A 25228-nucleotide genomic window follows, 5' to 3' on the forward strand; every position below is an offset into this window, starting at 1 on the left:
AAAATCGATGCACGCAATATCATACGGATCGATTAAATGCGATAAAAGGCTTGAAAAACTGCCATTGCGTGCCAGAACCTGTCACACAGCTCAAATTTTGCACCCGATTGCAAACATCCGCAGAAAACAGAGGCCCTTATCATGCAGGTAGCCAATCAGATCCGTGACATTCTGACCGAACATTTCAGCCCGGTCGAGTTACAGATCATCGACGACTCCTCCAAACATGCCGGTCATTCCGGTGCCGATCCGCGCGGCGAGTCCCATTTTTCGGTCCTGGTGGTGTCTGAAAAATTCGAAGGTCAGAACCGTGTCAATCGTCAACGCCTGGTTTATGGCGCGCTTGACACCCTGCTTAAGGAACGCGTGCATGCGCTGGCCCTGAAAACCATGACGCCCGATGAATACAAGGCGGCGCTTGCCAATAGAACCAATTAAATACAATTCCATATCGTGAAATCAACCTAGACGTTCACCCCGATTAGGCGCAATGCTTGTGACACAAGCCGGTCCGCAAGCATTGCCGGACCGGCACGGATGCCCGCCAATGGCATCTGTTTCAATCGGGAGGACTACGTAATGACTAAACGCCTGCTGATGGCGAGTATTGCGCTTGCCATTTCCGGATCTGCATATGCCCAGGCACCTGCACCGGACAATCTCGAAAAACTTTCAAACTTCCAATCCACCGGCACCACGGAATTCACCGTCATCGAACAGGGCGGCGATTACGCAGAAGGCATCAAAAGGACACTTGAACGTATCAAGCTTCCAGCCGGTTTCAAAATCGGCCTTTATGCCATCGTGCCAGATGCACGCCATATTGCCGTTGGCCCGCAAGGTGTCGTGACATTCGTCGGCACGCGCAAGGACAAGGTCTGGTCCGTCACTGACCGTAACAAGGACAGGGTCGCCGACGAGGTCAAGGACTTTGCCCCGTCGCTTCGTTTCAGCATTCCGAACGGCCCGTGCTTCTCGCCCGACGGGATGCTTTATATCGCCGAACAGAACCGCGTGCTAACCTTCCCGGCGGCCGAGTTCTTTTATGAAAGCCCGGATGTCGCGGCCTTTAATGTTGTCAAACAGGGCGACCTGATCCCGCCATCCGAGGAAAGCTATAACCACACGGCACGCGTCTGCAAAATCGGCCCGGATGGCAAGCTTTACATCTCGTTGGGGCAGCCCTTCAACGTTGCGCCCGCCGACAAGCTTGATCTGTATCGCGAAGTCGGGATTGGCGGCATCATCCGTATCAATACCGATGGATCAGGGCGCGAAGTTTATACCTATGGGGTGCGGAACTCTGTCGGCCATGACTTCCACCCGGAAACCGGTGAACTGTGGTGGACCGATAACCAGGTTGACGGCATGGGTGATGATATCCCGCCCGGTGAAATCAACCGTCAGACGGCCGCCGGCCAGCATTTCGGTCATCCGTGGTATGGCGGTGGCGATGTTCGCACCAATGAATATGCCGGTCAGGAAGTGCCCTATGACGTGGTGATGCCTGCGGTTGAAACCGTGGCCCATGCCGCCGATCTTGGCATGACGTTCTATACGGGCAAGATGTTCCCGGCCAAATACAAGAATGCGATTTTCTCGGCCCAGCACGGGTCCTGGAACCGCACGACACCGGTCGGTGCACGCGTGATGGTGACCTTCATTGATGCCGAAGGAAACGCCAGCACCGAACCATTCGCCGAAGGCTGGATCGACGAGAATGAAGAATATCTTGGTCGTCCGGTCGATGTTGCCCAGTTGCGTGACGGATCGATCATTGTTTCCGATGATCTGGCCGGTGCGCTGTATCGCATCTGGTATGAGGGCAATTGATGCGTATTGTGATGATCGCACTTCTCGGCGGGCTTTTGCCCGCCGGGACCTTGATGGCCCAGGACGCATCCACAGACCTTCAGGACGGGCGCAAGGTTGCGGGCATGTGCCGCACCTGTCACGGACTGGATGGCAAGGCCCGTATTCCGATTGCCCCGCATATTGGCGGCGAACCGGTCGATTATCTGATCAGTCAGCTTCAGGCATTCAAAACCGGCAGCCGCGAACATGAAATGATGACGGTGGTCGCACGCGGATTATCCGATGATCAGATCGGCAAGGTCGCCCTGTGGTTCAATCATTTCACGATCAATGCCACCCTGCCCGCCGGTACGTCCGAAGACGACGCGCCGGAACTGTGTGTCGGGTGTCATGGTGTAAACGGTATTTCCGAGCTTGATGATGCGCCCAATCTGGCCGGGGAAACCAACATCTATATCGAAACGCAGCTTAAGGCATTCCGGACCGGCAAACGGACGCATGATGTCATGACCCCGATTGCCCAGGATCTTGACGAAACCGAAATGCAGGAAGCCGCCGACTGGTATAGCAAGATCACCATCGACATCACCGACCCGGCGCCAAAGTAAGGCCCCGATACCCCGGTAAATGGGATCAGCTTTCCGGACGCAAGGCCGCCGAAACATCCAATCCAACGGTCAGCACCGCCAGTGTCTGACCGTTTTCCGGATCCAGAACAGGGACGGTGATCTGTGACAGGAAAGTACGGGTCGATGCATCAAAGCGGATATCATCAATCAGGGCATGTTCGCGATTGATGCTTTGCGCCATTTGATATTGCGGTTCATCGGACTGATCATAGTCCGACGTCAACCGGTTCATGCCGATCGTCTGGCCATAGATATCAAAAACAAAGGCCTCGGCGACCTGTTCCCCGCTTGCCAGCTGAAAGGCGCGCAGGAATTCCGACAAACTGTTGCCCAATATTTCGCGCGCCCTGTTGCTTGGTTGACCAAGCCTTCCCATGGTTGACCATTCTTCGTCAATCAGACGGCGCTGATCAGCGGGCAACCGCCCGGGACCAAGCGCCCCGCGCACATTGCGGATCAGATCGGGGGACTTTGCCAATTGTCGTACCATCGGCAACTGAACCCGTTCAATCGCATCGCGTTCCCAGGGTTCAAGATGCATCGGACTGGTTTCGCAAAATTCCAGCACCGTATTCAGACGGTTCACAAGGTCGGGGAATTCCGCCACATACCGTTTCGAGAAATAGACAACCAGTGGCGCATAGCGTTCAAACTGGACCTGAAACTGTTCTGCACCGATACCAAGTTCATTGCGCGCAATTTCAAAACTGTGCTTGTCGACAAGCGCGTAATCAACCCGTCCGGCCGCGACCTGTCCAACCAGGGATGCAATCGATGGCACACGAACAAGGTCGCCATATCCCTGCTCGGCCAGCCATTCGGCTTCGTTTGATCCAAGAATGGCACCAATTGTTTCGAACCCGCCGGGTTTGGGCACATTGGCACTGACCGGTTCGGCCGTGCGGCGCGATGGCGATACCCACACCCACTTTTCCAATGCCAGCGGGTTTGACGCCACCGCATATTCATCCATGAATTCACTGATACGCGCCAAAAAGAAGCCATCGGCCTGCCCGTTGCGTACCATTTCCCGATTGCGCTGGCGCGGTGCGACAGCCAGACCATAACCGACACCGATATGATCAAAGGCGCAATCAAGCACCGAAACGGAATAACCGCCAAGCGTCCCGTTGCGAAGTTCCTGATACGGGGGATGAAGGTTGGTTTGCAGGATCAGGAAATTGTCCTGACTGTCATTATCAGGTTGGGCGACCTCGACCAGGCGTGACACGATATCGTTGGCCAAAACCGCCGGGGCAGCAACACCAAGAGCCGCCATCGCGACCAGACCCGCGCCCAGCGCGTGGCGGGCCGCATCGCGCAGCCGACCGTTTCTTCCCTTATTGTTGTTTTTGGTTATTCCAGCACGCCGTAGGATTGTCATGAGTAACCCGCAAAAACACGTGACGGACCGATTTTGTTGATATTGGGCCCGTCAACGGAACTTGCAAGATCGGGCCATTTCCCGGGACGAGGTCGATGCTTGTTGCCACCAGTTCCCGGTAGTTATTTGTCGCCCGTATAGAATTCCGGGGCGATGCGTTTGACCGCAGCACCATCACTACGCCATCCATGACAGGTATTGATCAATGGCATCCGGCGGGCCGGTTTTGATGCGCCGTCATATGACGGGTCGTCCTGTTTTTTGGCTTCAAGTGACTCGCGGGCGAGGATCGGAAACACGGTCTGAAAGGCGGTGGTTGCCACCGGCCCCATCAATTCATTGAGATGGGTACAGCCATGCACGCCGCCGACCCGATCGCGGATCTGTTTGCGCAACCCCGGACCAAGTTTCAAACCGACCAGATTTTCGTAATTCGGGGTGATTGCGTCGCAGCCATGGAACGGCGCGTAATCGGTGACGGCTTCGACAGCACGGATCACCAGATCATCACCAATTGTCACGCGGATCCACATGCCATGCACCGGTTCGCCGGGCGGAATTTCGCCGCGATCATCATTGGTAAAGGCATAGGTTTTGATATCGGTAATGTGACCTTCGATATCCCACAGGCCGTCCTTGCGGCGAAACCCCTTACAGGTGACGGTGCGGGTATGAATATGGTCTCGATCTGCGGGGCGGGACAATGGCATGGGAACTCTCTCCTTTACGTAAACGTAAAGACATTCCCCTATGCGCTGTCAAGCAACAAAGCGTGCCGCAGTGCGACATCCGCGCGGTTTCGGGGCACTGCGCACCCCGAAATCCGCCATGCCGGATCGGCGAATTACGGCGCGATCCGATGCAACTGTGATGGGAAACAATCGTCAGGCGACGCCGTAATCGGACCCGAAAATGAACTTTTCGCGTTCACGAACATCTTCTTCGAGCTGGGCCTTCACCACGTTAAACAGATCGCGGATCGACACCATGCCAATGACCTTGTCCCCGTCAACAACGGGCAAGTGACGATATCGCCGCGCACTCATCAGATCGAGTGCGTTCATTGCGGTATCGTTGGGACCAAGGGTATCGGGATCGGCTGTCATGACCTTGGAAAGTGGCACATTGGCCGCATCAAGCCCCTTGCCCACCACACGGTTCACCAGATCGCGTTCTGTGAAAATTCCGGCAAGCTTGGCCTGATTATCAACAATGATCACGGCCCCGATCTTGCGTTCGGTCATAAGGTTCACGGCATCCATCACGGAATCGGCGGGATTGAGTGTCGCGAGCGATTGCTCCTTGACCACACCTGGAACGATTTTCGTATCCATTCATCTCTCTCTGCAGATTGCTGTTGCCACATGCCCAAACCCGATCGGATCATCTAGTTCTGCATCGCAAGTCATTGCAATGCAACGGGGCCCTCATTTGCAAGTGGCCCTGCAATCCTTTGGGTCAAGACCTTGAACCAAGATTCTAACCCATAAGTGGAGAAACTTAAAACATTTTGCGCGACAAAGGATCAAACGGCATCACCGGTTGGCGATGCCGTTTTGGCGGTTTTATTCCTGATCCTCGGCGGCCAGATCGGTGACTTCGTTCATGCGAACGCGGGTGATCTGGTTGCGGATACGGCGCAGAACTTCGAATTCGAACCCGTGGAACCGGAACTGCTGACCGACATCGGGAATGCGCCGGGTTTCATACAGCAACAGACCGGCAACCGTTGCGGCCTCCTCGTCTGGCAAACGCCAGCCAAACCGTCGGTTCAGGTCGCGGATCGTCACATCACCGCGCACAATCACCGATCCGTCTGCCTGCGGCAGGACACCGACAACCTCGACATCGGTTTCATCGGCAATGTCGCCCACGATTTCTTCAAGAATATCTTCGAGCGACACAACCCCTTCGAACGCACCGTATTCGTCAACGACGATGGCAAAATGTTCGTGCCGTTCCTTGAAGGCTTTGAGTTGGTCGGCAAGGGTTGTTGAATCCGGAATGAACCATGGCTCGGCACTTAGTGCGCGCACATCTGATGCATTGGCGGGCTTTGCACCGCGAACAATCGCCTTAAGAACCTCGCGGGCATGAAGAACACCGACGATATTGTCCGGGTCTTCTTCATAGATCGGAATACGGGTATGCGGACTTGCCAGAACCGTATCCAGAATTTCTTCCATCGGGCGGGTGATATCGATCATCTGCACCTTGCGACGATGAACCATGATTTCCCAGACACCGACATCTTCCAGATCAAGCACGCCATGCAACATGGTGCGTTCGGCATGGTGGTTTCCGACCACGACGTCATCGGCATGCAGTTCGATCGCGCCACGCAATTCGCGTTCGCTGTCCAGTCCCGGACCTTCGCCACTGCCAAACAGGCGCAAGGTTGCCTGCACGATCACCTGAATGCTTTGGGTGACCGGGGCAAAGATCACGACAAGGATGCTCATCGGGCGCGCAACCCGCAAGGCCATGGTATCGGCATGTTGCAGGGCATAGGTCTTAGGCAGGATTTCCGAAAAGATCAGAACAAGGGCGGTCATCACGGCGGTCGCATAAACAACGCCGTTTTCCCCGAACAGTTCGATCATCACCGACGTCGCAAGGGCCGAGGCCAGAATATTGACCATATTGTTGCCCAGCAGGATCGCCCCGATCAGACGTTCCTGATACTGGCGCAGTCTGTTAACGATCCCTGCACGCTGATCACCATCCTGTTCCTTGTGATGCATCACAGGACGTGACGCAGCCGTCAGCGCGGTTTCCGAGCCAGAAAAGAATGCCGATAACATCAGCAGGAAAAAAATCACGATAATCGTGATTGTCATTCAGGGTCGTCTCCAAAGGGTGATCTCAGCCGGACTACTTTGTCCTGTGTTCACCTATAAGGTCAATTGTCGTTAAACAAGTTAACGACATCACAAATTGCAAAAAAGCAATCCCGACGTCCTTTCGCCCGAAAAAGGCGACAAGCCGTCGGGATCGTTATCGTTAGCGGCGGCAGGAACGGGTAATCGCGGCACGCATTTTCTCGACATCCATTGCCTTGGAAGTGAATGCCTTGCCGATACCGCGGGTCATGACAAAGGTGATTTCACCATCGCGGACCTTTTTGTCGCGCGACATGTGACCGATCACCTTGTCGATATCCCAATGCATGCCGGTAACTTCAGAAGCCGCAACCGGAAGCCCGACCGATTTCAGATGGGAAACGATCCGGTCCTTTTCACCGGCCGGGGCCAAGCCCATTGCACCGCAAACGTCATGGGCAATCACCATGCCCATGGCAACGGCTTCGCCATGCAGAAGCTTTTCGCCATAGCCGGTTTCGGCTTCGAAGGCATGACCGAATGTGTGGCCAAGGTTCAAAAGCGCACGTTTGCCGCCTTCGCGTTCGTCTTCTGAAACGATACGTGCTTTTGCCGCACAGCTTTTAATTACGGCCTGTCGGCGTTCTGGGCCGTCCGTCGACAGAACCGCCTGACCGTTTTCTTCAAGCCAGGTGAAAAATTCCGGATCATCAATCAGACCGTATTTGACCACCTCGGCATAGCCCGAACGAAGTTCGCGTGCCGGAAGGCTGTCAAGCACCGCCGTATCAGCCAGCACCAGACGCGGCTGATGAAACGCCCCAACAAGGTTCTTGCCCGATTTGGAATTGATCCCGGTTTTGCCACCAACCGAACTGTCGACCTGCGACAGAAGGGTCGTCGGGATCTGGACGAAATCAAGCCCGCGCAGCAGTGATGCGGCAACATAACCGGCAAGATCACCGACAACACCGCCACCAAGGGCGATGATCAGGGTCGATCGTTCGATCCCCATAGCCAGGATCTGTTCGACGACATCTTCGAACACGGCAAAGCTTTTGGATTTTTCACCCGACGGCACGATGACTTCACGATGCGCAATCCCTGCTCCGTCAAGCGATGTCAGAACCGTTGCCAGATGATGTTTGGCCACCACAGCATCACTGATCACGACAACACCGGCCTTTTTGACGAACGGTGCGAGATATTTGGCGGTATCGGCCAAAAGGTTGCTGCCAACAAGGATGTCATAGCTGCGCGCGCCAAGTTCGACGCGAAGGGTGTCGTGATTGCTCACTCTCAGGTTCCTGTCTTGATAAGTTGACCGTCATCGTCAAAGGATTTCGCCAACAGTTCGAGAACGGCGTCCCGGGTGGCTTCCTTTGAAGATTCATCACAGTCAAAAACAATGTCTGCCCCGGCATAGACCGGGTAACGCGTTTCGATCAGGTTCGCCAGAATCTCGCGCGGGTCGCCGCTATTGAGCAACGGACGGTGGGTCCGGCCACTTGTTCGATGCAGCAGCAATTCAAGATCGGCACGCAGCCAGACAGATATGGATTTTTCAAGAATAAGGTCGCGGGTACGTTCGCGAATAAACGCGCCGCCACCGGTTGCCAACACAATCGGTTCGCCATCAAGCAAACGGGCTATTACACGTTCCTCACCATCGCGAAATGCCTCTTCGCCATACAGCTTGAAGATATCGGCAATCGAGCAGCCGGCGGCTTCTTCGATTTCGCGGTCGGCATCGACAAAATCCAGTTTCAGTTCCTTGGCAACCATCCGGCCGATGCAGCTTTTTCCAGCCCCCATAAGCCCGATGAAAACCAGTGTCCGGCCCTTAAGGCCGTTACGGATTTTGGCGATCACGTCTTCGTGCAAACCCGACTCGGCAATGTTGCTGTCCATGTTCGGTTTGCAGTCCTGTAGTTCAATCGGTTGATATACAAATTACCCAATTCTTTAGGGCAGCTGAACCCCGAACGCAAGCAAACCGCACATGATCGACGACAAAAAACATCCGTCGATTTTGCGTTCTTCGTCATATCGAAGATGTTGACTGCGCATTTTGGCTAATGATGTTGCGGGGCGTTTATTAACCCTCTGTGAGGAACAGCGCCCTATACTGCCTTGAAGTTGCCGGATTGAAATGCCATCCACGCGGTTTGATAACGCCACGGCGCGAAGAAAACCGGTGGGAAAATATCTTTGATGCAGGCTGGTCAGGCGGTCATGAGAACAAATGATCGGCCCTTACTTTCCGTTTCTTGCATCTTTGATTTTCGTGGCCATACTGGTAGCTGCGTCATTTGCTTAAACGCTTCGAAGTCTGGATTAAAATGAGAATCTTATCGCGCATCATCCTGTTGCTGGTCATCGCTGTGATTGTTGGCGGTGCGACGTTCCTTGTGACCTGGGACATTCCGGCACCGACCACCCAAATCGAAGAAACCATCCCGAATTCGAGGTTCAACTAAGATGACGTTGCGTTCCCGCCTGCTGATACAGACCTGTTTACTGGCCATGATGACGGGAACGGGTGTTATCGCCTCTTCTGCGCATGCCCAGACATCGGCCCCTGTGCCGCTGTTTCTCAAACAGGAAGCAGAACGGGACGCAGAACAACGATCTTCTGATCCGGCATCTTCCCCGGACACTGGCACGGTATCCCAGGGCGGTTTTGGTGCCCCGGCAACCGGGACGCAACCATCGCCCTTCCCGTCCGATCCGAACGCGGTTCAGTCACTGTCACTTGGTGCTGTTGATGCCGAGGCGGTCGGGACCCTTGACCGTTCGCGCGGCGGACTGGGCATTGACATGTGGAACGGGGCGACCCGCAAATCCGCGGCCAAGCTGATTTCCGACTTGCCTGCCACACCGGCAACCCATGCTGCACGCGACCTTCAGGTCCGTCTGTTGCTGTCTGCGGCGGCCCTGCCACAAGATTCCAGGGATATCAGCCTGCTTGATGCCCGCGTCGCCAAGCTGATCAATATGGGCGCACTTGACGAGGCGATTGAACTTGTTCGCGCCACTCCACAAGGGGGGCGCGGTGAATTGCTTGCCGAGGCCGAGGTCAATGCTCTGATGATCGGGGCACGTCTTGATGAAGCCTGCGCTGCGATTGAAAGTTATAGCGCAAGCTATGACCAGATGTTCTGGCTTAAAGCGGCGGCGATGTGCGCATTTTATGCCAATGATCCGACCGCTGCTGCGTTTTCGGTCGATCTTGTTCGTGAAATGGACGGGGAAAAGGACGCGACCTTCTTTGGGCTGGTTGCGGCCATTCGAAGCGGCACGGCGGTCAAACCCGACCTTCTTGAAGAATTGCGCCCGATCGATCTGGCCCTTCTGGCAATTGCCAAACAGGCCATCCCGACCAGCCAGCTTGAATCAGGTAACCCGACGGCCATCATCGGCATTGCCAATGCCGATGCCACCCCGACCGATGTTCGCCTTGAAGCCGCGCGCAAGGCCGAAAGCCTCGGTTTGATTGATGCAGCCAAACTTGGCGAAATCTATGGTTCGGTCAGTTTCGATGCCGGTGCGCTTGAAAATGCCCTTGATGATGCCCCCGAAGGCATCCAGGCGCGGCAATATGCCAAACTCTATCAGGCTGCGGCCCAAAGTGACGTGCCTGCGGCACGCGCCGAAATTCTTGCCGCCCTGTATGACACCGCCCAGATCGAAGGCGATTTCATGCAGGCCGCCCGACTGAGCGCACCATTGCTGGCTGACATTCCGGTCAATGGTGATTTTTCATGGTTTGCGGTCGCCGCACTTAAGGCATCCTTGGCGGCAAACAGCCTGGAACGCGCTGCCAACTGGCTTTCTGTGGCGAAAAATGGTGCCAATCCGGGCAATGACATCGCATCGCGGCTTAGCATGCTTTATCCGGTTCTTGCCATTTCCAGACTTGAAGAAACCGGGGCCATCCCCGCATCGGAACAGGTTTCCCAAGCAGAATCCAACGCGCCATTCGGCCTTGACGCCACCGGGTCCAACCCGCAGATGACCACCCAAAGCTTTGGTCTGGGCGGTGCGGTTGCACCTGCAAGTTCGATGGCATCGGCAACCGTGATGCCCAATTCGACGTCCCCCGAAGACATTCAGAAGGCAACCGATCGGGCTGCTGCCCTTGCCCGTCACCGGGCACGAATGGTCGAATGGCAGGAAATGCAGGCCGCGCGCGGTGATCAGGCCGCGGCAAAACGCTATGCCGAACTGGTTTACACCCTGTTTGAAGGCTTCGGGATCGAAGTTCCCGCCGGGCTTTGGGACAGTCTTCTGAGTGCGCCCTATGCCGAGGACCGCCTGACGATCAGCAGTGCGGTTGCCCATAATCTGGCGGCCTCAGCAAGCGCACAGCACAAGGCCAAAACCGTCGCCATGGCCATTCAGGCACAGCAAATTGCCAATGCCCCGAATGCCGATCCCAAGGTTCTGGCAGATACGGTTGCCGCCCTTGAAATGGTTGGACTGCATAGTGATGCCCAGCATCTTGCGACTGAACTGTTGCTGTCATTTGATCAGTAATGGAACCCGGCCATGGCCAAGGCACCGACAAGTTCGCTGATATCAGCCTTTCTTGAAATGATGGCAGCAGAGCGTGGCGCCAGTGCGCACACGCTTGATGCCTATCGCCGTGATCTTGAAGATTACGCAGCATCACTGTCGGCGGGAAAATCCGATCCTGTCCGCGCAAGTGATGCGGATGTACGGCGTTATATGTCCCAACTCGGCGCGGCCGGGCTTGCCCCGCGGACACAGGCACGGCGTCTGTCGGCCGTACGCCAGTTTCACAAATTCCTGTATTCGGACGGGTATCGCAATGACGACCCGTCATCAAATATCGAAAGCCCGCAACAGGGCCAGACATTGCCCAAATTCCTGTCGATTGACGAAATCGACCGCCTGATTGCCACCGCATCTGATCATCCGGGCATCAAGGGCAAGCGTCTTCTGGCGATGGTGGAACTGATGTATGCGACAGGCATGCGTGTTTCCGAACTGGTCGAACTGCCCTTTGCCGCTGCGGCCCGCGATCCGCGGATGCTGGTTGTCCGGGGCAAGGGCAGCAAGGAACGGCTTGTACCGCTGTCTGATCCGGCGCGCGATGCGCTGCGCGATTATCTTGATGTGCGCGATGCCTTCATTCCATCAGACAAATCAACCGGCCATGCCGACCGGCCCGGGCAATCCTCATACTTATTTCCATCGCGCGGTAAAACCGGGCATCTCACGCGTCAGATGTTTCTGAAAATGATCAAGGATCTGGCGATTGAAGCCGGAATTGCGCCGTCACGTGTATCGCCGCACGTGTTGCGCCATTCCTTTGCCAGCCATCTTCTGGCCAACGGGGCCGATTTGCGGTCCCTGCAAAAGATGCTGGGCCATTCCGATATTTCGACAACACAGATTTACACCCATGTTCTCGAGTCCCGGCTTCGCGGGCTGGTGCAGGAACATCATCCGCTTGCGCGCGTCAATGCGACCTGATCCGGGGTCGGAATCACCTGATTTGTCTAATACCTTTGCATAGGCAAAAGTCGATTATTTGACAAAAAAACGGACGTTTTCTGCGGATGTCACATATTCGTAATCTAACTGTCATCAAGTTGTTGTCGAACCTGAGCTACGAGCATGATCAAATATTAATGTGACTCCTTCAATCCGGGAATTCAGGCCATTTTTGAAGATCGGGGAACTGCATTGGCGTTTGATGCAGAAGATGAATTGATATCGGATCGACCCAAGACCAAACCGGTCATGCTGCGCAACTGGCAGCAGGTCGTTGAAAAAGTCGACTTTGCGTTCCAGCCCATTGTCAGCCCGCATACGGGTCATGTTTTCGGATATGAGGCATTGTTGCGCCGCTGGGAGGATGCCGGTTTTCCATCCATTCAGGCCCTGTTTGATACCGCGTGGGATACCGGAAACCTGCACAGTGTCGATATGTTGCTGCGTGCCAAGGCCATTCAGAAATTCGCACGCATGCCTGACGCAAAACGTCTGAAGCTGTTTTACAATTTCGACAATCGCGTCGTAAAAACCGAAGATTACCAACCCGGCCAGACGGCTGCACTTCTGGCCGATGCCGGTCTTGAACGCGATACGATCTTTCTTGAGATTTCCGAACGCCACGAAATCAGCAATGCCGCCTATCTCAAGGATATTCTGGTGCGCTATCGCAGTCAGGGGTTCAAGATCGCCATTGACGATTACGGCAGCGGCTTTGCCCAATTGCGCGCGCTCTATGAATGCGAACCGGATATCATCAAGATCGACCGGTTCTTTATCGACGGCATTGATCGCGACCGGCGCAAGGAACTGTTTGTCACCCAGATCACGGCCTTTGCCCATATGATCGCAGCCCAGGTCGTTGCCGAAGGCGTTGAAACCCGCGAAGAATTCCTGTGCTGCCGGCGGCTTGGCTGTGATCTGGTACAGGGCTTCTTTATCGCCCGTCCGTCGACCGATCTTCCCGACCGCACCGATCTGGTTCAGGTCGCAGCCGACATCGCGGCCGATACCCGCCGCCAGTCTGATCGCGACGATGATGTTGTGCGATCCTATCTTCTTGATACGCCAGCCATCCCCAGTGACATCAACCCGGTCGATATCCTGACCTATTTTCAGCAGAACCCCGACATCACCCTAGTTCCGGTGGTCAATCAGGATGGCGAACCGATGGGGGTTGTGCGCGATTCCGAATTCAAGGCTTTCATCTATACCCCGTTCGGGCGCGAGTTGCTGCAAAACCCGGCCAATCGCGCCAATATCAAACGGTTTCTGCGCCGCTGTCCGGTTGCCGACATTCGCACCAGCCTGTCAGAACTTCTGGAAACCTTTGTTGCGACCAATGCGCTTGATGGTGTGATCCTGACGGAAAATGGCCGCTATCTCGGTGTGCTGGATCAAAGTGCGCTGTTGCGCGCGGTCAATGAACGCAACACCCTGAATGCGCGCGATGAAAACCCGCTTACCCGTTTGCCCGGCAACAGCGCGATTTACCGCTATGCCGCCCATGCCCTGTCACAGCCGCGCAAACGGCGATTTGCCGTCTATTTCGATTTTGACAATTTCAAACCGTTCAATGACCGCTATGGATTCCGCCAAGGGGACCGCGCGATCCTTTTGTTCAAGGATATCCTGGGCAAGGTGCTTAGTCAGAATGACTGGTTTGTCGGCCATATTGGCGGCGATGATTTCTTTGCCTATGTCCAGTCGATCGATTTCGAAGTCGCGGTCGAAGCCGTCCAGCGTGCCCAGGCCATGTTCGATGCCCAGATCAAAAGTTTCTATGACCAGGAAACCCGAGATCGCGGATATCTGATCGGCAAGGGGCGCGACAATAATGTCACCCGGTTTGATCTTATGAGTGTCAGTGCCGCCCTTGTGCGCATTCCCCCGGAACGCACCGACATCACCCTTGATCACATTTCGGTCGAGGCCGCAAAGCTTAAGGCGATTGCAAAAAACAGCGAAAACCGCTTTGCCAGCGGCATTTATGACGCCCCCTGCGCCCCCATTCCGGTCAGCGGGAAATAAGCCGCAATCCCCAACCGGCCACATTCCCGGTTGGCATTACAATCCAACTACAAATTAACGCTTCAATTTATCAGATTGATGGGTAATATTCCGATCAAAGAAGACAACATCAACGATACTGAACGAGCATTCCGCATCAATGGTCAGCGTTTCCTCATCCTCTGATCTGCAAACGGCAATTCCGGTCCGTCCGACCAGTCCGATTGTACAACGTCAGCAGTCCGAACAGGAACTTCAGCAACAGAATCAAGCTGTTGAACGCACAAGCCGTGCGGCTTTGACATCGGATCAGGAAATTGACCGTGCCGTTCAGGCCTATGAGCGCGACCGCAACGAACAGCAACGGTTCGTCAAGGAAGGCGCACAGGACACCGTCCTTGAGAACTATATCGACCAATTCGATCCGTCGGGTTACGGCAAAAGCGGTTCAGCAAATTCCGCCAGTGCCAACAACGCGGCCGGACGTGGTCAATATATCAATATTCTTGCCTGACCGGGCTTGGCCCATCGGGCCCTATTCGATCAGTCCGACGGCCCGTTTCCAGCCATCCCAATCCCAGATCATTTCAGCAAGCCGGTCATAACCGGCCTTGTCCGGGTGATAGCCATCCCCGCGACGCAGGGCACGCTGCCAGGTTTCGTCTTCAAGTGTTCGTTGGAACAGATCAAGATAGGGCACATCAAACCCGCGCGCGGTTTCCAGATAAATCTGGTTCAGACCTTCAAGACGTTCATTGATTTCCTGGCTTGATTTGCTGCCATTGATCACGGCCTGCGGACCGATCCACAAAGTCGGGGCAAGCTCGGCTGCGGCACCGATGATTTCGGCAGCATTCCCAGCAGATTTCGCCGGTGAAACCCGCATCGTGGTTTCTTCGCCGCGATCTTCGGCATGATTGGCATCATTGACACCAAAGCTGAACATCAGAACTGTCGGGAATTCGGGCACCATGCGAAGCTCGGCCTCGAACTTCCAGCGCGCCTTTAGGCCATCGGTGGTTTCCGCACGAATGCCAAGATTATAGATCGTGACTTCGCGTTTGGCCTCGTCAAGCAACCGACGGCCAAGACGCATCGGCCAGCCGCCCTTTTCCCCGTCGCGCACACCATTGACCAGACTGTCTCCAAAACAGCAAATGCGATGTCCGATTGCGCCTGTGCTCATTGCGTCTCCTGTTCGCCAGCTTTGGAAAGACTGGCAAGATATGCCATCAAGTCGTCCGGACCGGGCGCAAAACCATGATCAAGCCAATAATTTTCGGCCTGTTTCAAAAGGTCGCCGATCCGGGGTCCCGCCGGGGCAAGCCCGGCGGCAAGAATGTCGCGCCCTTGTATCGGCAATTTTACCGGCTGCCAATTTGTTGCCGCATCAATCAGGCTTTTCCATTCTTCGTTTTCCTGACGCGAACAACGTGGTGGCACGGATGCGCGCGTACTCCAAGCCAGCAACACCGCATCCCGAAATGCATCCGCACCGATGCGATAAAGATCGCGGCGAATGTCATCATCCGACATGTTCGGATCAATCAGCGGCGCATGGGAAACCATCGCCGCAAACCGTTCCGTTTGTTCGTTGGACAGACGCAAGGCGCGGGCAAGCTGTTCGGCGGCTTCAAGATTGTCATCCGCACCATTGTCACCCGTGACGAACAGGGACGCCAAGCGGCGCAAAGGATCGGGACGAATGGCCGGTACAGCAAGTGCCGTACTGTCAAGCCATTGCATGATCCGCAAACAGTCGGTGCGGGCAAGTTGCGGCAAGATCGTCGGCAAGATGCCAAAACCGATCATGTCGCCAACCGTGCCGGCCGGGCTTTTGGCGCGCAGCAGTTTGAACAATTCATCGCGGATGCGTTCCGCCGAAATATCAAGCAGTCCCTGCGCGCCCTTGCGACAGGCTTCTGCCCCTACCGGATCGATCGGGGGCCGCCCGAACCATGCCTGAAACCGGAAAAAGCGCAAAATACGCAGATAATCCTCGGCGATGCGGTTTTCGGCAACGCCGATAAAGCGTACCCGCCCTTCGCGCAGGTCGGTTTCCCCGTCAAACGGGTCATAAACCGTGCCGTCCGGGTCGCAGTAGATGGCGTTAAAGGTAAAATCGCGCCGCTTGGCATCGGCAAACCAGCTGTCGGTAAAGGCGACCTCGGCGTGGCGGCCATTGGTTTCGACATCGACCCGCAATGTGGTGATTTCATAGGAACCGGCATCGGTGATCGCGGTAATTGTCCCATGTTTGAGCCCGGTCGGAACAACCCGGATGCCGTCCTTTTCAAGGGCGATCACGGTTTCTTCGGGTTTAAGGTCACAGGCGATATCAACGTCATGCAAATCACGTTTGAGCAACGCATCGCGGACAATTCCGCCGACATAGCGCGCCTGACCGCCATGCTGGGCGATGGCGTCAAAAACGCGGGCAGTATCATCGGCAACCATGATCCCGTATGGCTGCAATCTTCCGGTTGGTTCAAGTGCCGTCATCGCACGTTTGGGCTTTCACCGTTTACGGAGTGTAATCTGAAATAAGGGCAGACGGTTGTCTGTCAGACAGGTGTTATTTTTTCGGCTCGAAATAGCCGGGTTCGACAACACCGTCGCGCAATACCGGGGCATGATAAATGGAATCGGGTGGCGCACCAGTCCCCAATGCGGTGAAAATCAAAATCGCCGCCGTCAAGGCGACCCCGGCCCCGAACAGCAAAAGCCACGGGCCCTTGTTCCAGGGCGGAATGATATCGTGGCCTTCACGGATGGCCTTTGCGCGCGCCCATTTCAGCCACAGCCCGTAAATCACAAAGGGCAGGATCAATGGCAGGCCGATCTGGATGATTTGTCGCAACATGTTATTTCGTCCCGAACACTTGGCGTTGGTCGCTTGGCTTATAATTGCACGCTTGGTGCGTTGGCACGGATCACTTCACTGAAATTCACCAGCATCCCGGCGGTCGCCCCCCAGATGTAATATTCCCGATACGGGATTGCAAAATACCGTCGGCGCGTGCCTTCAAACGTGACGGTCTGCAATTTCTGATTTCTGGGATTGAGGATGAATTCAAGGGGTACTTCGAACACTTCGGCCACTTCATGATCATCCGGCGTCAGATCAAAAGGCGGCGTCACCAGTCCGATCACCGGAGTCACCTGATAGCCGGTCACCGTATAGTAATCGTCAATACGACCGATCAGATCGATATGGCGGCGTGCCAGACCAATTTCTTCTTCGGTTTCGCGAAGGGCCGTTTCTTCAAGAGTTGCGTCTTCCTGTTCCTGACGTCCGCCGGGAAAACTGATCTGGCCGGCATGATCACTAAGATGGTCGGTGCGTCTGGTCAGGATTACCTGCAAACCGGCATCGCGTTTGACCAGCGGCACCAAAACAGCAGCCGGGCGCGACACCAGTTCGCCTTCGGCAAAGGCACGCGCACGTGATTTCGATCCGGGATAATCCACGGCATGATCACCGCGCCGTTGCAGAATGTCGGTCTGTGGGGCCCTGAGGGCAGCTATGATATCATCCGGGTTCATTCAACCGTCTCCATCCGGCCAATTTCGAAGAACTGACCATGACTGTAAACACCGATACGTACCATATTACTGTCGGGATCTTTAATTTCATCAGCCAGTTCAACCAGTTGATAAAATACCGCGCGGTTCAGGCGCGCTTCAAGTCCGCGTTCCAGCCCGATATAGGGCGACGGTTCACCGGTTTCAGGATCATGTTCAACGCGTAACGGATGATCCGCGTCCAGATCGACCCACTGGTCGATATTGGTGCGAAAACGGATGACCTGATCGGTGCCGTTGCCATCATTTTGCAACTCGACCGCGATAAAGGCGACATCTTCGACGTCGATCCGGGCCATTTCGGCCGGGGTGACCAGCCAATGGCCGCCTTCATCGTCACGTTGCAACACAGATGAAAAAAGTTTCACCAGTTCAATTCGACCAATCGGACCACCTTGATAGAACCAGGTTCCATCCCGACCTATAGACATAGGAATATCGCCGCAGATTTGCGGATGTCGGCCGTTACCAGGTTTACCCCCGCGCAGGCGCGACCACAATTTTTCGGCGAGATCGATGGTTTGTTGGTTATCAGTCATGCTGTACAGTTGATCCCGAGCCAGACGTGTTCCCGTAAGGTTTATGTGATCCCATCTGCGTTCTTCGATCTGCTGACATCCACGCTGCAACAAAGGAAGCAAAGTTTCGCATCATGACAAACGCGCCACGTTTCCCCGAAGAAATGGGTTTTTCCCAAGATAGCAGTCTGGAACGCGACGCCGCTCGCCTGGACGAATGCGTCGCGCGGCTGGCCGAAGCCCGCAAAATGGTTTCATCCATTATATTTGGGCAGAATGACGCCGTAGAGCAAACACTTATCGGCATTTTATCAGGTGGCCATGTCCTGATGGTCGGTGCGCCGGGGCTTGGCAAATCATTGCTGGCCCACACATTGGGCAAGGTTCTGGGGCTTCTGGACAAACGTGTTCAGTTCACCCCGGATTTGATGCCGGCCGATATTCTGGGTTCCGAAGTCCTTGAAGAAGGGGCCGACGGCAAACGTGCCTTCCGCTTTATCAAGGGACCGGTATTTTGCCAGTTGCTTCTGGCCGATGAAATCAACCGTGCCAGCCCGCGCACCCAGTCCGCCCTGTTGCAGGCGATGCAGGAACGCGAAGTATCGGTTGCCGGATACAGTCACAAGCTTCCCGAACCGTTCCACGTGGTCGCAACCCAGAACCCGCTTGAACAGGAAGGCACATATCCGCTGCCCGAAGCACAACTTGACCGCTTCCTGCTTGAAGTGCGGCTGGGATATCCGAATGCGGATGAAGAACGCAAAATCGTGACCGAGACCACCGGACGCTATCCCACCCGCCCGCGGCAGGTTCTTCAGGCCGACGATCTGGTCGAGGCACAGGATTTTGTCCGCCGCTTGCCGATGCCCGACCGGGTACTTGATACCATCATCGCGCTGTGTCGCGAATGCCGCCCCGAAAGCACATCGATTGCCGATATTCGCGACAATGTCGCCTGGGGTCCGGGCACACGTGCGGCACAGGCGCTTTCGCTGGCATGTCGGGCACGTGCGATGCTGTTTGGCCGGTTTGCACCGTCACTCGAAGATATCGAAGAACTGGCCGTCCCGGTCCTGCGTCATCGATTTGGCCTGACCTATGGGGCCCGTGCCGAAGGCTTCACCGCCAAGGGCCTGATTACCGATGCGCTTGCCCACTTGCAGGAGAAACCATAATTGGCCGTCACTGCCGTGCATGATCATGTTGCTGCCGCACGTTCACTTGCCGCCCGGCTGCCCCAGCTGATTGATGAGTCGCGTCGCACTGCCATCAGTTTGCGCAGCGGCCTGCACGGCAATCGCAAAGTCGGCCCGGGCAGTGATTTCTGGCAATTCCGGCCCTATGTCCCCGGTGACCCGACCAACCAGATCGACTGGCGGCGATCCGCACGCAGCGATCATACCTTTATCCGCCAGACCGAATGGCAGGCCAGCCACAATTACTGGATCTGGCCGGTTTTATCGCCATCCATGTACTGGTCATCAAGTGACAAGATCCCCAGCAAAGCCGAACGTACCCTGATCATTTCGATCGCCCTGGCAGACCTTCTGATTCGCAATGGCGAAACCGTTGGCACATTTGATGGCGAACGCACCCGCATCACATCGGCCGAACATCTTGAAAAACTTGCCCATGCGATGCTGGCAACCCCGCACAGTATTGCCGAACAGGGCGGAACCATTCATGCCGGTCGCAAACATTCAATCCTGTTGCTTGGTGATTTTCTGGAATTTTCCGATCAGGGGGAAAAAACCGGCAATGTGATCCGCCGTCTGGGCCAGTACCAGAATGACGGTGCCTTGGTCCAAATTCTTGATCCGGCCGAAATATCCCCGCCATTTCGCGGGCGGATCAATCTGTTTGATACCGAAGATCAGATGATCTATCGCAGCGAACGTTTTGAAGACATCGCCGATGGCTTCAGACAACGGGCGCAAAAATGGCGGGCGTCGGTGCGCGATGCGGCACGCCACAATGACTGGCTTTATGACCGGCATGTCACATCGGAAAGTGCAAGCCCGACATTGCTTGCGCTGTATCAGCATCTTAGCGAACGGCAAAATCAAAGCGGATCGAACGGCCGGGGACGCCCGACCCTGCATCGCCATAACCAGCAGGAGACGTCATGAGCCTTGCGGCCATCACATTCCTGCATCCGGCGATGCTGGCGGGCCTTATGGTTTTGCCGATTGTCTGGCTTTTGATCCGGTCGGCCCCGCGCGCGCCCAAAAATGTGATCTTTCCGGCCGCACGTCTGTTGCGCGGCCTTAAAAGCCAGCGCCGTGACATTCAGCGCGCACCGATCTGGCAGACCATTTTACGCTGTATCATTCTGACCTTGCTGATTGTTGCAGCCGCCCGCCCGGTCATGAACCGCAATGACTTTGCCGCCAATGACGGGGCCATTCTGATCATTGCCGATAACGGTTGGGAAAGTGCCGCGAACTGGACGCAATACCGCACCGCCCTGCAACAGATTGCCAATCAGGCCCGGTTTGATTTGCAGACCGTCTATCTGGCGCAAACCGCCACCGAGGCCGCCGGGGCATCCACCTGGAAATTGCCGGAAATTGTCGGACCGATATCGTCACAAGGAACGGAAAACCTGATTGACCGGCTGCATCCGCGCCCTTGGAATTCCGATTATGCCGCCCTGTCGGACCTGATTTCCGAAAATCCTGAAATGACCAATGCCATCGGCAGTATTTTGTGGCTGACCGATAATATGAACAGCCCGGGCAAAGCCGACATTGCCAGGGAACTTCTTGATGTTGCGCCAATCACCGTCATTTCACCGCCGCGCACTGACCGGATCGCCATTCGGGCTTTGACCCGGTCGCGCACCGGAATGGTTGCAACCATCGCCCATGATCGCAGCGATACCCCGCGTGTGGTCAATCTTCTGGCGCGCGGGGATCGGGGAACGGTTCTTTTGCGCCACAGTGCGGAGCTTGCCGCGAATACCGATCAAAGCGACATTGCGATCTTTTTGCCAAGCGACATCGCCAATGCCATTCAGGCAGTCGGCATCGAAGGCATTGAAAGTGCCGCGACCATGTATCAGACCGGGGCACGATGGCAACAACGGCGGGTTGGTGTGATTGTCAGTTCGGGCGACAGTCCCGGCGTATTGTCCGATCAGTATTTCTTCCTTGATCGGGCCTTGTCGCCCTATGCCGATGTTACATATGCCCCGCTTGGCCAGTTGCTTGAACAGAAGGTCGATATTCTGGTGGCAACCGGGCCGATTTCGGGTCTTGGCAGCCAGTTTGAAACCCTTGAACGCTGGGTCAATGACGGGGGGATGCTGGTGCGCTTTGCCGGTGACAGTTCCACTGAAATCGGCAATGAATTCCTTCCGGTGACCTTGCGGCTGGGCAACCGTGATTTTGGCGGGTCGATGTCGTGGGAAAAACCCAAACGGCTGCTTGATTTCCCCGATAACAGCCCGTTTTACGGCATCACCATTCCAAGCGACATCACGGTCAACCGTCAGCTTCTTGCCGAACCGGACCCCGATATCCTTGGCAAAACATGGGCCCGCCTGACAGACGGAACCCCGTTGATCACCAGTGCAGCACGCAATTCGGGCCGGGTGGTTCTGTTTCATGTAACGCCATGGGCGGACTGGTCGAACCTTCCGATGTCGGGGCTGTTTGTTGAACTTTGGCAAAAGATCCTGCCGCTTGCCAGTCCAAGCAACCGGAACGATGCGGAGCTGAGCACAAGCCTTCCGCCGCAATCGGTTCTGGACGGGTTCGGGCAAACCCATCAGCCTGATGCGCTGGTTTTACCGGTGCGCTCACCACTGCCAGTACCCAATCCCCGTCATCCGCCGGGCATCTATGGGGAAAACGGACAGGCCGTTGCGCTTAACCTTGGCCCGTCATTGACCAATATCGCCGATACCGTGGTTTGGCCATCCGGGGTCACCACGCGCAAGATCACAAGTCAGGATCAGGTCGACCTTGCGGCATTGTGCCTGTTGGGGGCACTTTTGCTGTTGCTGGCTGATGCGTTGATCCTGCTTGCCCTTCATCATCTAAGCTTGCGCCGGAACAGCAAACGCAATGCATTTACCACCATCTTGCTGGTCGTCGGGATTTCCGGTGTTGCAACTGCCATGCTTCTGGCAACAACCGGGACCGGGCATGCGGCATCGGTTCAGGAAGCCGCCCTGCAACCGCGGCTTGCCTATCTCAAGACCGGTGTTGCCCCGGTCGATCGGCTTAGCCTTGCGGGGATGACCGGCCTTACGGAATATTTGCGCCGGCGCAGTGCCGCGGACCTTAACACGGTGGACGGGGTTGATCCGGAAACCGACGAGCTCAGTTTCTATCCGCTGATCTATTGGCCGCTTGTTGATGGACAGGCCGCGTTTTCCGAACGCGCGCGCGAACGGTTGAACCGCTATCTGAATAATGGTGGCATGATCCTGATCGACAGCCGTGACCGCGAAGTTCAGCCCGCCCGTCTGCGACGCTTGCTGGCCGGGTTGGAAGTTCCGCTTCTTGATCGGGCGCCGGGCGACCATATCCTGTTTCGCAGTTTCTATTTGCTCGATCATGCCTATGGCCGGTTTTCAGCGCCGTTATGGCTTGATGCGCGGCCCAATCAGCGCCTGGACGGGGTGGCGTCGGTATTGTTTGGCGGCAATGACTGGGCATCGGCCTGGATGATCCCGGAAGGCCGCGATGAAATCCGCACCGAAGACATCGCCCCGCGCCAGCGCGAACTGGCCGTGCGTTTTGGCATCAATCTTGTGATGTATGCGCTGACGGGCAGTTACAAGGGCGATCAGGTTCACCTGCCCGCCATCCTTGAAAGGCTTGGCCGATGAAACAGGGATGGCAGAATTTCCAGATTGCACCGTTGCTTGACGTCACCCTGCTGCAAGGTCTGGCATTGCTGTGTCTGGCGGCAATCATTCTATTTACCCTGTTGCGGTTGCGCGGCACGGTTTGGCGGGCCATTGTGATGGTTCTGGTGTTGCTGGCATTGCTTGCACCGCAATTTACCGACCGCGAAAGCGAAAAGCTTAGCGACATTATACTGGTTCTGGTCGACAGAACCGCCAGTCAGCGCATCGCAAACCGCGCGGCACAAACCGATGCCGCCATCGCCGAAATCAGGAACCGTTTCGCAGATGACCCGTCGGTCGAACTGCGCATCGAAGAAATCAGCGGTGAAACCGACACCCGGATGTTTGCCGTTCTCGACCGGCTTTTGGGCGGCATTCCGCGTGAACGTCTTGGCGGGGTGATGATGATCACCGACGGTCAGGTCCATGATGTCCCGACCCGTCTTGACCTTGGCGCGCCGTTGCATGTCCTGATCAGCGGGGCGCGCGATGAACGCGACCGGCGTCTGGTCATTCGCCAAAGTGCCGATTACGGCATTGTTGGCAAACAGGCCGAATTCATGATTGAGGCCATTGACCATGACCTTCCGCCGGGAACGGCAATTCCGGTTCGGATGCTTCTGGAAGACGGCACCGAAGACGAAATTCTTCTTCCGGCCAATGAACAAAGCCGGGTCAGCATTCCGGTACCGCATGCCGGTTCGGTTCTGGCAGAATTGCGCATGGAAGATGCCCACGAAGAAACCGACAAAAGCAACAATCGCCTGATCCTGGAAACCACCGGCGTGCGTGACCGGTTACGGGTGTTGTTGCTGTCGGGCGAACCCCATCCGGGGGAACGTGCATGGCGCAATCTATTGCGCGCGGACCCAGGTGTTGATCTTGTGCATTTCACCATTTTGCGCCCCCCTGAAAAGGGCGATGACACCCCGATCAATGAACTTGCCCTGATCCCGTTTCCGATCCGTGACCTGTTTGAAGTCCGTCTGCGGCAATTTGATCTGATCATTTTTGACCGTTATCAGATGCGTGGTGTTTTACCGCCCCACTATCTTGAAAAGGTGGTGGATTACGTCCGTTGGGGCGGGGCGGCACTGGTTGTTGCCGGCCCCGAATATATCGGCCCGGATGGCCTTTCAAGCACAGCGCTTGACAAGCTGATGCCTGCCGAGGCAACCGGACGGATCGTTGAACAACCCTTTGTCCCGCGCGTCAATGCGGCCGGCCGGTTGCATCCGGTAACTGCCGCGATTGCCGGGTCGCCGACCACGCCCCCCAAATGGGGCCGCTGGTATCGTCAGATCGAAACCCGGGTGTCGGACCCCGATGCTATGACCCTTTTGACCGGGACCGATGAAATGCCGCTTTTGACCTTGCAACGGGTCGAAGAAGGCCGGGTCGCGATGCTGAGTACCGATCAGATGTGGTTGTGGCAGCGCGGGCATGACGGGGGCGGACCGGTGGCCGAACTTTTGCGCCGCCTGTCCCACTGGCTGATGAAGGAGCCCGCCCTTGATGAAAACACCGTCACCACAACGCGTAGCCCGGATGGCGAAAGCCTTATTCTGAACTGGCGTAAAATCGGTGCGGCACCGGAAATGGCCAATGTCATCAACCCGGAAACAGGTGAACAGATCAATGCCCGGTTCGAACAGCTTCCCGATCAGTCATGGCAGGCAACGGTTCCAATTGCCGAACGCGGTCTGATCCGGGTGGGGGTACGCGACCGCAATGACCGGCGGCAAACCGCCTTGCATGTTGACCGCGATGTTCTGACACCTGAAACCCAGAACACCAATTCAACACCGGAACTTCTGGCCGATATTGTCGCGGCGAATGACGGCTTTATCGGTCGGATCGAAGACGGCCTTCCTGATTTCCGCCAGGTGCCCGATGACCGTGTCCGGCATGGCAGCAACTGGGCCGGATTTGTTGAAACCGACAGCTACAAAACCGTCATTGGCGGCATCACCAATATGTTGCCGCTGCCTGTAATCGCGCTTTTGATCGGGGGGATTTGTCTGTTGGGATGGCGGGTCGAAAGCAACTAGGCCGCCGGTCGCCACATCTGATCGCACGAT

23 protein-coding genes are annotated in these 25228 nt (G+C 56.0%); 12 read left to right on the forward strand and 11 right to left on the reverse strand.

Annotation, left to right across the window (positions count from 1 at the left end):
* Window positions 1-141: 141 nt before the first annotated feature.
* The 3 genes from AUQ42_RS14255 to AUQ42_RS14265 all read left to right on the forward strand — a co-directional run bounded on the left by AUQ42_RS14255 (window position 142) and on the right by AUQ42_RS14265 (window position 2423).
* On the forward strand, window positions 142-438 hold the full coding sequence (locus AUQ42_RS14255; RefSeq protein WP_068519761.1) for a BolA family transcriptional regulator: 297 nt from the start codon (window positions 142-144) through the stop codon (window positions 436-438).
* Window positions 439-579: 141 nt separating this feature from the next.
* On the forward strand, window positions 580-1833 hold the full coding sequence (locus AUQ42_RS14260) for a sorbosone dehydrogenase family protein (RefSeq protein ID WP_068519762.1): 1254 nt from the start codon (window positions 580-582) through the stop codon (window positions 1831-1833).
* Window positions 1833-2423, forward strand: a complete 591-nt coding sequence (locus AUQ42_RS14265; RefSeq protein ID WP_068519763.1) for a cytochrome c — start codon at window positions 1833-1835, stop codon at window positions 2421-2423. Before AUQ42_RS14260 ends, AUQ42_RS14265 begins: the two co-directional genes overlap by 1 nt.
* Window positions 2424-2448: 25 nt before the next feature.
* Here AUQ42_RS14265 and AUQ42_RS14270 read toward each other — a convergent pair whose 3' ends face one another.
* The 6 genes from AUQ42_RS14270 to AUQ42_RS14295 all read right to left on the reverse strand — a co-directional run bounded on the left by AUQ42_RS14270 (window position 2449) and on the right by AUQ42_RS14295 (window position 8561).
* Window positions 2449-3828 carry a transporter substrate-binding domain-containing protein gene (locus tag AUQ42_RS14270; RefSeq protein ID WP_068519764.1) on the reverse strand — a complete coding sequence of 460 codons (1380 nt, stop codon included), beginning with the start codon at window positions 3826-3828 and terminating at the stop codon, window positions 2449-2451.
* 122 nt (window positions 3829-3950) lie between these two features.
* Window positions 3951-4538, reverse strand: coding sequence for a DUF2889 domain-containing protein (locus tag AUQ42_RS14275; RefSeq protein WP_068519765.1), 588 nt, complete (start codon window positions 4536-4538; stop codon window positions 3951-3953).
* A gap of 174 nt (window positions 4539-4712) precedes the next feature.
* Entirely contained in the window at window positions 4713-5162 is a 450-nt protein-coding gene (locus tag AUQ42_RS14280) for a CBS domain-containing protein (RefSeq protein WP_068519766.1), read from the reverse strand.
* 231 nt (window positions 5163-5393) lie between these two features.
* Window positions 5394-6668 (reverse strand): HlyC/CorC family transporter, encoded by a 1275-nt coding sequence (locus AUQ42_RS14285; RefSeq protein ID WP_068519767.1) that lies wholly within the window; start codon window positions 6666-6668, stop codon window positions 5394-5396.
* 163 nt (window positions 6669-6831) lie between these two features.
* The gene (aroB, locus tag AUQ42_RS14290) at window positions 6832-7947 is read right to left on the reverse strand and encodes a 3-dehydroquinate synthase (protein WP_082817882.1); all 1116 of its coding nucleotides are present in this window, start codon (window positions 7945-7947) and stop codon (window positions 6832-6834) included.
* Window positions 7948-7949: 2 nt separating this feature from the next.
* A complete protein-coding gene (locus AUQ42_RS14295; RefSeq protein WP_068519769.1) occupies window positions 7950-8561 on the reverse strand; it encodes a shikimate kinase in 612 nt (203 codons plus the stop codon).
* Between the two features lie 431 nt (window positions 8562-8992).
* On the opposite strand from AUQ42_RS14295, the gene AUQ42_RS15945 reads away from it, so the two are divergent.
* From AUQ42_RS15945 to AUQ42_RS14315, 5 genes are all read left to right on the forward strand, one after another.
* Entirely contained in the window at window positions 8993-9130 is a 138-nt protein-coding gene (locus AUQ42_RS15945; RefSeq protein WP_170310220.1) for a hypothetical protein, read from the forward strand.
* A gap of 1 nt (window position 9131) precedes the next feature.
* Window positions 9132-11189 carry an antifreeze glycopeptide gene (locus tag AUQ42_RS14300; RefSeq protein WP_068519770.1) on the forward strand — a complete coding sequence of 686 codons (2058 nt, stop codon included), beginning with the start codon at window positions 9132-9134 and terminating at the stop codon, window positions 11187-11189.
* Between the two features lie 12 nt (window positions 11190-11201).
* Window positions 11202-12152: a site-specific tyrosine recombinase XerD gene (gene xerD, locus AUQ42_RS14305; protein ID WP_068519771.1), complete on the forward strand. Its 951-nt coding sequence runs from the start codon at window positions 11202-11204 to the stop codon at window positions 12150-12152.
* A gap of 213 nt (window positions 12153-12365) precedes the next feature.
* Window positions 12366-14204, forward strand: coding sequence for a GGDEF domain-containing protein (locus tag AUQ42_RS14310; RefSeq protein ID WP_068519772.1), 1839 nt, complete (start codon window positions 12366-12368; stop codon window positions 14202-14204).
* A gap of 139 nt (window positions 14205-14343) precedes the next feature.
* Window positions 14344-14697: a hypothetical protein gene (locus tag AUQ42_RS14315; RefSeq protein ID WP_068519773.1), complete on the forward strand. Its 354-nt coding sequence runs from the start codon at window positions 14344-14346 to the stop codon at window positions 14695-14697.
* Window positions 14698-14718: 21 nt separating this feature from the next.
* Here the strand turns inward: AUQ42_RS14315 and AUQ42_RS14320 are convergent, their stop codons facing one another.
* From AUQ42_RS14320 to AUQ42_RS14340, 5 genes are all read right to left on the reverse strand, one after another.
* Window positions 14719-15369 carry a GDSL-type esterase/lipase family protein gene (locus AUQ42_RS14320; protein ID WP_068519774.1) on the reverse strand — a complete coding sequence of 217 codons (651 nt, stop codon included), beginning with the start codon at window positions 15367-15369 and terminating at the stop codon, window positions 14719-14721.
* The gene (locus AUQ42_RS14325; protein ID WP_068519775.1) at window positions 15366-16685 is read right to left on the reverse strand and encodes a CCA tRNA nucleotidyltransferase; all 1320 of its coding nucleotides are present in this window, start codon (window positions 16683-16685) and stop codon (window positions 15366-15368) included. Before AUQ42_RS14325 ends, AUQ42_RS14320 begins: the two co-directional genes overlap by 4 nt.
* A gap of 73 nt (window positions 16686-16758) precedes the next feature.
* Window positions 16759-17046, reverse strand: coding sequence for a hypothetical protein (locus tag AUQ42_RS14330; RefSeq protein ID WP_068519776.1), 288 nt, complete (start codon window positions 17044-17046; stop codon window positions 16759-16761).
* Window positions 17047-17084: 38 nt separating this feature from the next.
* Window positions 17085-17729, reverse strand: a complete 645-nt coding sequence (locus tag AUQ42_RS14335) for a CoA pyrophosphatase (protein ID WP_068519777.1) — start codon at window positions 17727-17729, stop codon at window positions 17085-17087.
* Complete coding sequence (locus tag AUQ42_RS14340; protein ID WP_228196122.1) at window positions 17726-18409, reverse strand: DUF1285 domain-containing protein; 684 nt, start codon at window positions 18407-18409, stop codon at window positions 17726-17728. Before AUQ42_RS14340 ends, AUQ42_RS14335 begins: the two co-directional genes overlap by 4 nt.
* A gap of 11 nt (window positions 18410-18420) precedes the next feature.
* Between AUQ42_RS14340 and AUQ42_RS14345 the strand changes: the two genes are divergently transcribed.
* From AUQ42_RS14345 to AUQ42_RS14360, 4 genes are read left to right on the forward strand one after another with little or no spacing between them, the layout of a single operon-like run.
* A complete protein-coding gene (locus AUQ42_RS14345) occupies window positions 18421-19461 on the forward strand; it encodes a MoxR family ATPase (protein WP_068519779.1) in 1041 nt (346 codons plus the stop codon).
* A complete protein-coding gene (locus tag AUQ42_RS14350; protein WP_068519780.1) occupies window positions 19462-20415 on the forward strand; it encodes a DUF58 domain-containing protein in 954 nt (317 codons plus the stop codon).
* Window positions 20412-23126, forward strand: a complete 2715-nt coding sequence (locus AUQ42_RS14355) for a DUF4159 domain-containing protein (protein WP_068519781.1) — start codon at window positions 20412-20414, stop codon at window positions 23124-23126. Before AUQ42_RS14350 ends, AUQ42_RS14355 begins: the two co-directional genes overlap by 4 nt.
* A complete protein-coding gene (locus AUQ42_RS14360; RefSeq protein WP_068519782.1) occupies window positions 23123-25198 on the forward strand; it encodes a hypothetical protein in 2076 nt (691 codons plus the stop codon). Before AUQ42_RS14355 ends, AUQ42_RS14360 begins: the two co-directional genes overlap by 4 nt.
* Window positions 25199-25228: the final 30 nt, after the last annotated feature.

The organism is Thalassospira sp. MCCC 1A02491, from assembly GCF_001613785.1.
Taxonomy (GTDB): domain Bacteria; phylum Pseudomonadota; class Alphaproteobacteria; order Rhodospirillales; family Thalassospiraceae; genus Thalassospira; species Thalassospira povalilytica.